Origin of the sequence: Dickeya zeae NCPPB 2538 (genome assembly GCF_000406165.1) — a bacterium.
Lineage (GTDB): Bacteria > Pseudomonadota > Gammaproteobacteria > Enterobacterales > Enterobacteriaceae > Dickeya > Dickeya zeae.
Window position 1 is genome coordinate 986,160 of the sequence record NZ_CM001977.1, and the last position, 12,614, is coordinate 998,773.

Sequence of the window (12,614 nt, forward strand, 5' to 3'; positions counted from 1 at the left end):
TCCATGTTTTCAATTCGACTGGACGCCTTGGCTCAACAGTTGGATGCACAATTACACGGTGATGGCGATATCGTCATCACCGCTGTTGCTTCTATGCATTCAGCACAAGCTGGACAGATTACATTTTTATCCGATAGCCGCTATCGTGAACAACTGAGCAGCACCCAGGCCTCGGCGGTGGTACTGACGCAAGCGGATTTGCCGTTCTGCAATAATGCCGCTGCGCTTGTGGTAAAGAATCCTTATTTGGCCTATGCGCGTATGGCGCAGTTGATGGATACAACGCCGGCGCCTGCACAGGGGATCGCACCTTCAGCGGTGATTGCTCCTGATGCGCGTTTAGGAGATGGGGTTTCGATTGGGGCTAACGCAGTTATTGAATCCGGCGTTGAGCTGGGTGACGGCGTGGTGATTGGTGCCGGTTGCTTCGTCGGTAAGCATGCCCGTATTGGTGCGGGCACCCGTTTATGGGCCAATGTGACTATTTACCATAACGTTGTATTGGGTGAGCAGTGCCTGATTCAGTCTGGTGCGGTCATCGGTTCCGACGGATTTGGGTACGCTAATGATCGTGGCAATTGGATCAAAATTCCCCAGTTGGGAACGGTCATCATCGGCGATCGTGTTGAGATCGGTGCCAGCACTACTATCGATAGAGGGGCGCTGGACGACACCATTATTGGTAACGGTGTCATCATTGATAACCAATGTCAGATTGCACACAACGTTGTGATTGGGGACAATACCGCAGTTGCTGGTGGGGTAATCATGGCGGGCAGTCTGAAGATTGGCCGGTATTGCATGATTGGCGGTGCCAGTGTGATCAATGGTCACATGGAGATTTGCGACAAGGTTACAGTCACAGGGATGGGGATGGTCATGCGGCCGATCACCGAGCCGGGCGTTTATTCATCCGGGATCCCATTACAACCGAACAAAGTCTGGCGCAAAACAGCCGCGCTGGTGATGAATATTGATGAAATGAGTAAACGACTCAAGGCTGTCGAGCGTAAGCTCGAAGACCGCTAATCGTTCGTATTCGTCCCCCTGTGTTTCGGGTGTAAGACTCACGCCGACGTGCGCAATTTTTGTTTGCGGCCTGCATGTTGTTCCTCCCTTGTTGGGGAATACGCAGGCCGTGTTGTTAATGCTATCAATTTTTATTGACAGGAAGAGTATTTTGAATACAGACACGCATACTCTGCATATCGAAGAGATTCTGGATCTACTACCACACCGCTATCCGTTCTTGCTGGTGGATCGTGTACTGGATTTTGAGAAAGGAAAATTCCTGCGAGCGGTAAAAAATGTTTCTTTTAACGAGCCGTTCTTTCAGGGGCATTTTCCTGGCAAACCGATTTTCCCCGGAGTGTTGATTCTGGAAGCTATGGCGCAGGCTACCGGTATTCTGGCGTTTAAGAGCATGGGTAAACTGGAGCCGGGTGAATTGTATTACTTCGCTGCCATAGACGAAGCACGTTTCAAACGTCCGGTTGAGCCGGGCGACCAGATGATTCTGGAAGTTGAGTTCATCAAGGAGCGCCGTGGTATTGCGCGTTTCAAAGGTGTTGCTAAAGTTGATGGTGAAGTGGCTTGTGAAGCGGAAATGATGTGCGCTCGTCGTCGGGAGGGCTGATTAGTGATTGATCAAACCGCCTTTATTCACCCCAGTTCCATTGTTGAAGACGGCGCTGTTATTGGTGCCGGTGTGCATATTGGTCCATTTTGCCATATCGGTGCGCAGGTTGAGATCGGTGCAGGTACGGTACTGAAGTCCCATGTCGTTGTTAACGGCATTACCAAAATCGGTTGTGACAACGAGATTTATCAGTTTGTCACGATCGGTGAGGTCAATCAGGACCTGAAATACGCCGGTGAGCCGACCCGTGTTGAAGTGGGCGATCGTAACCGTATCCGTGAGAGTGTGACCATTCACCGTGGTACCGCGCAAGGCGGTGGGTTGACTAAAGTCGGTAACGATAACCTGCTGATGATCAATACCCATATTGCTCACGACTGTGTTGTCGGCAATCGCTGCATTCTGGCGAATAACGCTACGCTGGGTGGTCATGTCAGCGTTGATGATTTCGCGATTATCGGCGGTATGACAGCGGTGCACCAGTTCTGCGTCATCGGCGCGCACGTAATGGTGGGCGGTTGCTCTGGCGTAGCGCAGGATGTCCCTCCGTATCTGATAGCTCAAGGCAATCATGCCACGCCATTTGGTATCAATATTGAAGGGCTTAAGCGTCGTGGGTTTGAGAAAGAGACTTTGCACGCTATCCGCAATGCTTACAAGTTGATCTACCGCAGCGGTAAAACGCTGGATGAGGTAAAAGCTGACCTTGAGGCTCTGGCGGCAGAGCATCCAGCGGTACAGGCCTATCTTGATTTCTTTACCCGCTCAACGCGCGGCATTATTCGATAAGACATGACTCAACGTCCCTTGACTATCGGACTGGTCGCCGGAGAAACCTCCGGCGATATTCTTGGTGCCGGTTTGATTCGTGCGCTAAAAGCGCACGTGCCTGATGCCCGCTTTGTCGGTGTGGCGGGGCCACTGATGCAGGCAGAAGGCTGCGAAGCCTGGTATGAGATGGAAGAGCTGGCGGTAATGGGCGTAGTTGAAGTGCTGGAGCGCCTGCCCCGCTTGCTGAAAATCCGTCGTGACCTGACGCAGCGTTTCAGCGAACTGCAACCCGATGTGTTTGTCGGTATCGACGCGCCTGATTTCAATATCACCCTGGAAGGCCGCCTCAAGCGCAATGGTATTAAAACCATCCACTATGTCAGTCCGTCGGTATGGGCGTGGCGACAAAAGCGCGTTTTCACGATAGGTAAAGCGACACATCTGGTGCTGGCGTTTCTGCCGTTCGAAAAAGCCTTTTATGACCGTTTCAATGTCCCTTGCCGTTTTATTGGTCACACCATGGCGGATGCGATGCCGTTGCATCCGGACAAAGCGGCGGCCCGGCGTGCGCTGGGATTGCCGGAGCAGGGGCGTTGTCTGGCGATATTGCCAGGCAGTCGTGGTGCCGAAGTGGACATGCTGAGTGCGGATTTCCTGAAAACAGCGCAGATGCTGCGGCAAACCTATCCGGAACTGGAGATTGTCGTACCACTGGTTAACTCGCGTCGCCGTGAGCAGTTTGAAAAAATCAAAGCTGACGTTGCACCCGATATGACAGTTCGACTGCTGGATGGGCAGGCGCGTGAAGCGATGATAGCCTGTGATGCCACGCTGTTGGCGTCCGGTACGGCTGCGTTGGAGTGTATGCTGGCGAAGTGCCCGATGGTCGTCGGTTACCGCATGAAGCCCTTTACCTATTGGCTGGCGAAACGACTGGTGAAAACACCGTGGGTTTCATTGCCCAATTTGCTGGCAGGACGCGAACTGGTCAGAGAATTACTGCAGGATGATTGTTCGCCTGACAAACTGTCGGCGGCGTTATTGCCCTGGCTTGAAGGCGGCGATGAGGCGCAACACTTGCAGCAGACATTCTTACATTTGCATGAGCAGATTCGATGCGACGCCGATGAACAGGCGGCGCAAGCAGTACTGGAGCTGTGGCGGTCATGAGTGAAGTTTTTGTTTATCCACCGGCAGGTTGTATTGCCGGTGTGGATGAAGTTGGGCGTGGCCCGCTGGTTGGCGCAGTGGTAACGGCTGCGGTGATTTTGGACCCGAGTCGGCCGATCGTCGGGCTGGCAGATTCCAAAACGCTCAGCGAGAAACGTCGTCTGGCGTTATATGATGAGATTCGCGAAAAGGCGCTGGCCTGGAGTCTGGGTCGTGCCGAGCCGGAAGAGATCGACACGCTTAATATCCTGCACGCTACCATGCTGGCGATGCAGCGTGCGGTGGCTGCGTTGCCTGTTACGCCAGATTTTGTGCTGATAGACGGCAACCGTTGTCCGGCTTTGCCGATGCCGTCGCAGGCGGTGGTTAAGGGCGATAGTCGAGTGGCGGAAATCAGTGCGGCCTCGATTCTGGCTAAAGTGACGCGGGATCGTGAAATGGAAGTGCTGGACCAGCAATTTCCAGAGTATGGATTTGCGCAGCACAAAGGGTATCCTACGGCATATCATCTTGAAAAGCTGGCGACGTTGGGCGCCACCCTTCACCACAGGCGCAGTTTTGCCCCGGTTAAGCGGGTGCTGGGTCTGGCGTAACGCAACCGTATGTAACACAAGCGCCTGTAACGTAAACGCATCGTGTGCCTGAGAGTATGCATCAGGCGAGTTACTGAAAAGATTATGGGATCCGGAAATGGCCGAACCACGTTTTGTTCACCTGCGTGTTCACAGTGACTATTCCATGATCGATGGGCTGGCAAAGACCGGCCCGTTGGTAAAAAAAGCCGCTGCGCTGGGGATGCCAGCGCTGGCTATCACCGACTTTACCAACCTGTGTGGGCTGGTGAAGTTCTATGGTGGCGCGCATAGCGCCGGTATCAAGCCGATCATCGGGGCAGATTTTTATCTGCAGAGCGAAGAGTTAGGTGATGAACTGGCGCATCTCACCGTTCTGGCGATGAATAACGAAGGTTATCAGAACCTGACGTTGCTGATTTCGCGGGCTTATCAACGCGGGTATGGCGCTGATGGCCCGACTATTGACCGTGAATGGCTGGTGGAACATCAGGCCGGGATACTGCTGCTGTCCGGTGGGCGTCATGGTGATATCGGCAAATTTTTGTTGCGCGGTAATCAGGTGCTGGTGGAGCAGTGCGTCGCGTTTTATCAGCAACATTTTCCTCAGCGTTTTTACCTCGAACTGACGCGTACCGGTCGACCGGATGAAGAAAGCTACCTGCATGCGGCAATAAAACTGGCGACCGCGCATGGCCTGCCGGTCGTTGCGACTAACGACGTCTGCTTTATCAGCCAGGATGATTTTGATGCACATGAAATCCGCGTAGCGATTCATGACGGCTTTACGCTGGATGACCCTAAGCGCCCCCGCAATTACAGCCCGCAGCAGTACATGCGTAGCGAAGACGAGATGTGCGAGCTGTTTGCCGACATCCCTGAGGCGCTGATTAATACGGTAGAGATCGCCAAACGCTGTAACGTGACTATCCGGCTCGGTGAGTATTTCCTGCCGCAATTCCCGACGGGTGACATGTCGACCGAAGATTATCTGGTGATGTGCGCCAAAAAAGGGTTGGAAGAGCGACTGGCGTTTCTGTTCCCGGATGAAGACGTACGCGCTCAGCGCCGCCCGGAATACGATGAACGTCTGGATATCGAACTCGGCGTCATCAACCAGATGGGGTTCCCCGGCTACTTCCTGATTGTGATGGAGTTTATCCAGTGGTCAAAGGATAACGACGTACCGGTAGGACCGGGACGAGGCTCCGGCGCAGGCTCGTTGGTGGCGTATGCACTGAAAATAACCGATCTGGATCCGCTGGAGTTTGACCTGCTGTTCGAACGTTTCCTCAACCCGGAACGTGTGTCGATGCCTGACTTCGACGTCGACTTTTGCATGGAAAAACGCGATCTGGTGATAGACCACGTCGCGGATATGTATGGCCGTGATGCGGTGTCGCAAATCATCACCTTCGGTACCATGGCGGCCAAGGCGGTAATCCGCGATGTGGGCCGCGTGTTGGGGCATCCGTATGGTTTTGTCGACAGAATTTCCAAGCTGGTGCCGCCTGATCCGGGGATGACGCTGGAGAAAGCCTTTGCGGCCGAGCCGCAATTAGGTGAGATCTACGAGGCGGATGAGGAAGTCAAAGCGCTGATCGATATGGCGCGCAAGCTGGAAGGGGTGACCCGTAACGCTGGTAAACACGCCGGTGGGGTGGTGATTTCGCCGACCAAAATCACCGATTTTGCGCCGCTTTATTGCGATCAGGAAGGCAATCACCCGGTTACCCAGTTTGATAAGAGCGACGTAGAATACGCCGGTCTGGTGAAGTTCGACTTCCTCGGCTTACGCACGTTGACCATCATTAACTGGGCGCTGGAGATGATCAACGCCCGGCGTGAAAAACAAGGACTGGAACCGGTCGATATCGCCGCCATTCCGCTGGACGACAAGAAAAGTTTCGATATGCTGCAGCGTTCGGAAACCACAGCGGTATTCCAGCTTGAATCGCGCGGCATGAAAGACCTGATCAAGCGTCTCAAGCCGGACTGTTTTGAAGACATGATAGCGCTGGTGGCGCTGTTCCGTCCGGGGCCGCTGCAGTCGGGGATGGTGGATAACTTCATCGACCGTAAACACGGGCGTGAAGAAATCTCCTACCCGGATATCCAGTGGCAGCATGAAACGCTGAAACCCGTGCTGGAACCGACCTATGGTATTATTCTGTATCAGGAACAAGTGATGCAGATTGCCCAGGTACTGGCGGGGTATACCCTCGGTGGTGCGGATATGTTGCGCCGTGCGATGGGTAAGAAAAAACCTGAAGAGATGGCCAAACAGCGCTCGGTATTCAAAGAGGGTGCTGAGAAGATGGGCGTCGACGGTGAACTGTCGATGAAGATCTTCGATTTGGTGGAAAAGTTCGCCGGTTACGGGTTTAACAAATCGCATTCGGCTGCTTACGCGCTGGTATCGTACCAGACGCTATGGCTGAAGGCGCACTACCCGGCAGAGTTCATGGCGGCGGTGATGACCGCTGATATGGACAACACCGATAAGATAGTCGGGCTGGTGGATGAATGCTGGCGTATGGGATTGAAGATCCTGCCGCCAGACATTAACAGTGGGCTGTACCATTTCCACGTTAATGATGACGGCGAGATTGTCTATGGCATCGGCGCCATCAAAGGGGTGGGCGAAGGGCCGATCGAAGCGATTATCGATGCGCGCAACAATGGCGGTTATTTCCGCGATTTATTTGATCTGTGCGCTCGTACGGATATTAAGAAGCTGAACCGACGAGTATTGGAAAAGCTGATTATGTCCGGCGCGTTTGACCGTCTTGGTCCCCATCGGGCGGCGCTGATGAATTCGCTGGCAGATGCCATGAAATCCGCCGATCAGCATGCGAAGGCGGAGGCTATCGGTCAGGCGGATATGTTCGGCGTACTGGCGGAAACCCCCGAACAGGTAGAGCAATCCTACAGTACCGTGCCGCCGTGGCCAGAACAGGTGGTGCTGGATGGGGAAAGGGAAACGCTGGGGTTATATCTGACCGGCCACCCCATCAACCAGTATCTGAAGGAAATCGAACGTTACGCCGGGGGCGTGCGTTTGAAAGACATGCATCCCACGGAGCGGGGAAAAATGACCACTGCCGTTGGGCTGGTGCTTGCCGCCCGGGTGATGGTGACCAAGCGGGGTAACCGCATTGGGGTCTGCACGCTGGATGATCGTTCCGGTCGTCTGGAAGTTATGTTGTTTACCGATGCGCTGGAAAAATATCAGCACCTGCTGGAACAGGATCGCATTTTGATAGCCAGCGGACAGGTCAGCTTTGATGACTTCAGCGGTGGACTTAAAATGACAGTCAGAGAGTTAATGGATATCAGCGAAGCGCGTGAAAAATATGCGCGTGGGCTTGCTATCTCGCTGACTGACAGGCAAATTGATGACCAGTTGTTAAACCGTCTTCGTCAGTCGTTGGAACCCCATCGATCGGGGACGATTCCGGTGCATCTTTACTACCAGCGTCAGGATGCGCGCGCCCGGCTACGTTTTGGTGCCGCATGGCGTGTGACGCCTACCGACGTGTTGCTGAATGATTTACGCACCCTGGTTGGTAATGAACAGGTTGAGCTGGAATTTGACTAAAATAGGAATACTATGAGTCTGAATTTTCTTGATTTTGAGCAGCCGATTGCAGAGTTGGAAGCGAAGATTGATTCCCTGACCGCAGTCAGTCGCCAAGATGAAAAATTGGATATTAACCTGGACGAGGAAGTAAAGCGTCTGCGTGAAAAGAGCGTAGAACTGACGCGTAAAATCTTCGCCGATCTGGGTGCCTGGCAGATTGCCCAACTGGCTCGCCATCCGCAGCGTCCTTATACCCTGGACTACGTTCAGCATATTTTCTCCGACTTTGATGAGTTGGCAGGTGATCGCGCTTATGCCGATGACAAAGCGATCGTCGGCGGGATTGCCCGTCTCGATGATCGGCCAGTGATGATTATTGGTCATCAGAAAGGCCGCGAAACCAAAGAAAAAATTCGCCGCAATTTCGGTATGCCGGCTCCGGAAGGCTACCGTAAAGCACTGCGTCTGATGGAGATGGCCGAGCGCTTTAAAATGCCGATCATCACCTTTATCGACACCCCTGGCGCCTATCCGGGCGTGGGCGCGGAAGAACGCGGTCAGTCTGAAGCGATTGCCCGCAACCTGCGTGAAATGTCTGGTCTGCGTGTGCCGATCGTGTGTACTGTTATCGGGGAAGGTGGCTCCGGCGGTGCACTGGCCATCGGTGTTGGCGATAAAGTTAACATGCTGCAATACAGTACCTATTCGGTGATTTCGCCGGAAGGCTGTGCGTCGATCCTGTGGAAGAGCGCCGATAAAGCGCCGTTGGCAGCAGAAGCCATGGGCATTACCGCACCGCGCCTGAAAGAGCTGAAGCTGATTGATTCCGTTATCCCGGAACCGCTGGGCTCTGCTCATCGCGATGTGGTTGCGATGGCGGCGTCTCTGAAGTCTCAGTTACTGTCTGACTTAAAAGAACTGGATACACTGAGCGAACAGGAACTGTTGAACCGTCGTTACCAGCGTTTGATGAACTACGGCTACTGCTGATTTAGCTCATTTGACGCCAGAAAAGTCCGCGATTGGGAACGATCGCGGACTTTTTGTTATGTTAGTAACGGTTTTAGGCGATGCCTGATTTCCATTAAGGTGATTGCTCGAATTACCTGATTAGACCCTTTCCCCTTGTTTCATGGCATCGTATCGACAAGCGTGGTGGTACGCCTTTTCGGAGAACCAACCTTATGCTGACACTGCTGGATATTCACCATATCGCGATTATTGCCTCGGATTATGAGCGTAGTAAGCGTTTTTATTGCGATGTGCTCGGTTTTACGCTGCAACAAGAAGTTTACCGGGCAGCCCGTGATTCCTGGAAAGGGGATCTGGCGCTCAATGACTGCTACCTGATCGAACTGTTTTCATTTCCCTCACCTCCTGTACGGGTTAGCCGACCGGAAGCCTGCGGGCTGCGCCATCTGGCGTTTGCGGTTGACGATATCGAACAGGCGGTAATTGCATTGCACGTTGCAGGCGTAGATTGCGAGCCGGTACGGACGGACGAGTATACCGGGCGTCGGTTTACGTTTTTCGCTGATCCTGATGGGTTACCGCTCGAATTGTATGAACGCTGAGACCGATATTTCCTCCACACTGTTGGCCACCGTTGGCGAACAGCTCGCTACCGGCGGCCGTTATCTGGTGGCTTACAGTGGCGGTCTGGACTCCACTGTGCTGCTACATGTGATGATACGCCTGCGTTTGCCTCACGCCCTGTCGTTACGGGCGGTGTACGTGCATCACGGTTTGAGTGTGAATGCTGATGCGTGGGCCGAGCATTGTCGTACTCAGTGTATTAACTGGCAGGTGCCGTTTGATGTGCTGGCTGTGAAGGTGGATGCACGAGATGGCGGTATTGAAGCGGCGGCCCGAACGGCGCGTTATCAGGTTTTGCATCAACATCTGTGTGAAGGGGAAACGCTGCTGACAGCCCAGCATCAGGATGATCAGAGCGAGACCTTTCTGCTGGCGCTTAAACGCGGCAGCGGCCCGGCGGGATTAGCGTCGATGGCGGCAAGCGCCACCCTGAACGGTGTGTCGTTGTTGCGACCGCTGTTGGGAATCAGTCGTGAGCAACTGGAGGGGTATGCCAGGTCGCAGCAGTTGGTTTGGGTGGAGGACGACAGTAATGCCGATGAGCGTTACGACCGTAATTTTCTGCGTCGGCAAGTGCTGCCGGTGCTCAGGCAGCGCTGGCCCCATTTCCCCTCTGCCGTAGCGCGCAGTGCGGCATTATGTGCCGAGCAGGAACAACTGTTGGATGAATTGCTGGCGGAGTCGCTGGCAACGTTGCGTAATGCCGATGGCGCATTAAGTGTGGATGCTCTGATCCCCATGAGCGCGACCCGGCGATTTGCGTTGCTGCGTCGCTGGCTGTCTGAGCAGGGGGCGCGTATGCCGTCCCGCGAGCAATTGATGCGATTATGGCACGAGGTGGCACTCAGCCGTGATGATGCCAACCCGCAGTTACAACTTGGCCCATGGCAGGTCAGACGATTTCGTCGTTATCTTTATTGGCTGCCGATAATGCGGCCGGTAACCGATTATGTGTTGCCGTGGCAACCGACCGTCGCGCCGTTATCCCTACCGGATGGTCTCGGGCAACTGACGCTCTCGACATCAGGGACCCGGGTGCGGCAGCCGCGTCGCGATGAAAGTGTGACGGTACGTTTTGGTTTTCAGGGCTATGTACAGATAGTTGGGCGCGAGCACGGCCGTCCGATAAAGAAGTTGTGGCAGGAGCTGGGTGTACCGCCGTGGTTGCGCGATCGTACACCGCTGATATTTTACAACGAGCAGTTGATTGCCGCGGTGGGGCGGTTCGTGACGCGTGATGGGCAGGCAATGCCGGATGACGGCAAGCTGTTTATTGATGGCGAATGGTTTATCGACTGGTGCAAAGCGTAATGAAAACGGACAACCTAAGGTTGTCCGTTCGTGTTGCGAGGAAGGGGGTCAGGGTTCACTGACGACAACTTTTCCAATCTCTGGGTGACTGAAGCTGAGGATATGGTCGAGACGGAGTTCGCGTTGTTGGCCCGCGTCATCAATCACCAGATATTCGATGTTCTTTCGAGAGATCATATCGCTGGCTTTACCCACCACGACTTCGCCGTTACGCAGTTCTACCGTTAACGTCAAATGCTGCTGGCAGGTGGCTTCCAGGTTATCGTAGTCATCACAATTAATGGGTTGATATTCATTACTCATTGACATAATCGCTCACCAATAAGTTAGCGGCGGCATAGGCCGCCTGTTCCCTGACAGAGGATGGTAACTCGCTGTTTGTCGCGATGCCATCCAGGGTTTTCAACACACAACCCAGCGCGTCGGGTATATACCCCAGATCACCACTGGCGATCTCCGCGTACAGACGGCGTACTAATTCACTGTATTGTTGCACAATATCCTCCCTTAGAGCTTAACCCGGTAGAGATTCATGCACCCTTCGTTGTTATCGCGACTGCAATGTAATTCTACGAAGATAAACTCTCCTCTTCTTTCCGACTATAGCATAGGCCCCGGCAGGTTATCAGCATAATGCAACAGCATATTCTGCCGTTACCACCGGTTTGACGCGCGCGACTGTGATGTCGGTCGCTGCTGGGGTAGACTACCGGTTCTGTGACAAGGGGTAGAGAATGGCCTTAAAAGCAACGGTTTATAAAGCCAGTGTTAACATCGCCGATATGGATCGCGCGTTTTTCCAGGATGTCAGCCTGACGCTGGCTCAGCACCCTTCGGAAACCGACCAACGCATGATGCTGCGACTGTTGGCATGGATCTGTCATGCTGATGAGCAACTGCGTTTTACTAAAGGATTGTGCGCGGATGACGAACCAGAAATCTGGCGACACAGCGACGACGGTCAATTGATGTTATGGATTGAACTAGGGTTGCCGGACGAGAAGCGTCTGAAAAAAGCCTGCAGTCTGTCGCCTGACGTGGTGCTCTATGCTTACGGTGAGCGTGCTGCCCGGGTGTGGTGGCAAAGCATGGCCGATAAAGCGCGAGCCCTGACTAACCTGACGGTACGTTTTTTGGATGATCAGCAACTGGCGAGCCTGGCCGCGTTAGCCAGACGCACCATGACGTTACAAGCGACGTTGCAGGAGGGAACTATTTGGCTGTCCGACGATCAGAATAATCTGGAATTGTCGTTCAGTGACTGGCAAATTGCACAAGGTTAGGGATGATCTGACGGCATGCCAGCACAACACAGCAGGAGAATAAGGATGAAAAAACTGGCGACAGGGGTGATGCTTGTTGTTTTGTTATCGGGGCTGATGGGATGTCATTCCCGTTCTCAGGTTCAGGATGAGCCGCTACGCCCGATGGCGCAGTATTATCGCGGTAAGCTGCCTTGTGGTACCTGCGGCGAGGCGGACACATCGCTTTTTTTGAGTGCGGATGGCAGTTTTGTTATGCAGGAGAGCTATCCATCCGGGGCTGATGGTAAGACGACGGTTGCAGAGTCCGGTCGCTGGAGTCGCACTGCCGAGCGCCTGGTGTTGACCGATAGTCATGGTGAGAAGCGCTATTTCCGCCCATCGAACAATGATCTGGAAGTGTTGGGTGATGATGGTCATCCGCTGGCGACGGCTGCGCGTTACCGGCTTTTGGCGGTAGATAAGCAGGAAAAGTTGGCCGCACCCGACTGCATTAGCTGGCTTTCGAATGTCGACACGAGGGCGGGGACTACCGTGGCAGAGCGTCCTATAACGAAACAGCCGTATGGGTATGTGCTTTCGGTGACGACCACGCAAGGGGTAGCAGCTATCCGCGTGAGCTATTACTCCCACTCCCGTGTGATCGCTTATCCTGTTTCATCGTCTTAATCTCATTGTTTTAATTTTATTTTTTAAACAACGACGTGAGC

At 53.8% G+C, this 12,614-nt stretch carries 13 protein-coding genes; 11 read left to right on the top strand and 2 right to left on the bottom strand.

The window, feature by feature from the left end:
* The first annotated feature begins 3 nt into the window (after positions 1–3).
* The 9 genes from lpxD to tilS all read left to right on the top strand — a co-directional run bounded on the left by lpxD (position 4) and on the right by tilS (position 10,642).
* Positions 4–1,029, top strand: a complete 1,026-nt coding sequence (gene lpxD / locus DZE2538_RS04455) for a UDP-3-O-(3-hydroxymyristoyl)glucosamine N-acyltransferase (protein ID WP_016942174.1) — start codon at positions 4–6, stop codon at positions 1,027–1,029.
* A 118-nt stretch (positions 1,030–1,147) separates the two neighbouring features.
* Entirely contained in the window at positions 1,148–1,636 is a 489-nt protein-coding gene (gene fabZ / locus DZE2538_RS04460) for a 3-hydroxyacyl-ACP dehydratase FabZ (protein WP_172640052.1), read from the top strand.
* A gap of 3 nt (positions 1,637–1,639) precedes the next feature.
* Positions 1,640–2,428 (top strand): acyl-ACP--UDP-N-acetylglucosamine O-acyltransferase, encoded by a 789-nt coding sequence (gene lpxA / locus DZE2538_RS04465; RefSeq protein WP_019844310.1) that lies wholly within the window; start codon positions 1,640–1,642, stop codon positions 2,426–2,428.
* A gap of 3 nt (positions 2,429–2,431) precedes the next feature.
* On the top strand, positions 2,432–3,580 hold the full coding sequence (lpxB, locus tag DZE2538_RS04470; RefSeq protein WP_038915697.1) for a lipid-A-disaccharide synthase: 1,149 nt from the start codon (positions 2,432–2,434) through the stop codon (positions 3,578–3,580).
* Complete coding sequence (rnhB, locus tag DZE2538_RS04475; protein ID WP_038915698.1) at positions 3,577–4,173, top strand: ribonuclease HII; 597 nt, start codon at positions 3,577–3,579, stop codon at positions 4,171–4,173. Before lpxB ends, rnhB begins: the two co-directional genes overlap by 4 nt.
* Before the next feature lie 97 nt (positions 4,174–4,270).
* On the top strand, positions 4,271–7,753 hold the full coding sequence (dnaE, locus tag DZE2538_RS04480) for a DNA polymerase III subunit alpha (protein WP_019844307.1): 3,483 nt from the start codon (positions 4,271–4,273) through the stop codon (positions 7,751–7,753).
* Between the two features lie 12 nt (positions 7,754–7,765).
* Positions 7,766–8,725 (top strand): acetyl-CoA carboxylase carboxyl transferase subunit alpha, encoded by a 960-nt coding sequence (accA, locus tag DZE2538_RS04485; protein WP_038915700.1) that lies wholly within the window; start codon positions 7,766–7,768, stop codon positions 8,723–8,725.
* 194 nt (positions 8,726–8,919) lie between these two features.
* On the top strand, positions 8,920–9,309 hold the full coding sequence (locus DZE2538_RS04490; protein WP_038915701.1) for a VOC family protein: 390 nt from the start codon (positions 8,920–8,922) through the stop codon (positions 9,307–9,309).
* Positions 9,299–10,642, top strand: a complete 1,344-nt coding sequence (tilS, locus tag DZE2538_RS04495; RefSeq protein WP_038915702.1) for a tRNA lysidine(34) synthetase TilS — start codon at positions 9,299–9,301, stop codon at positions 10,640–10,642. Before DZE2538_RS04490 ends, tilS begins: the two co-directional genes overlap by 11 nt.
* 48 nt (positions 10,643–10,690) lie before the next feature.
* Here the strand turns inward: tilS and rof are convergent, their stop codons facing one another.
* A complete protein-coding gene (gene rof / locus DZE2538_RS04500) occupies positions 10,691–10,951 on the bottom strand; it encodes a Rho-binding antiterminator (RefSeq protein WP_012883679.1) in 261 nt (86 codons plus the stop codon).
* On the bottom strand, positions 10,938–11,138 hold the full coding sequence (locus tag DZE2538_RS04505) for a YaeP family protein (protein ID WP_012883680.1): 201 nt from the start codon (positions 11,136–11,138) through the stop codon (positions 10,938–10,940). The genes rof and DZE2538_RS04505 overlap by 14 nt, the downstream gene beginning before the upstream one ends.
* Before the next feature lie 238 nt (positions 11,139–11,376).
* On the opposite strand from DZE2538_RS04505, the gene DZE2538_RS04510 reads away from it, so the two are divergent.
* A complete protein-coding gene (locus DZE2538_RS04510; protein ID WP_019844303.1) occupies positions 11,377–11,925 on the top strand; it encodes a YaeQ family protein in 549 nt (182 codons plus the stop codon).
* Positions 11,926–11,970: 45 nt separating this feature from the next.
* On the top strand, positions 11,971–12,573 hold the full coding sequence (locus DZE2538_RS04515; RefSeq protein ID WP_023639102.1) for a copper resistance protein NlpE N-terminal domain-containing protein: 603 nt from the start codon (positions 11,971–11,973) through the stop codon (positions 12,571–12,573).
* Positions 12,574–12,614 lie beyond the last annotated feature (41 nt).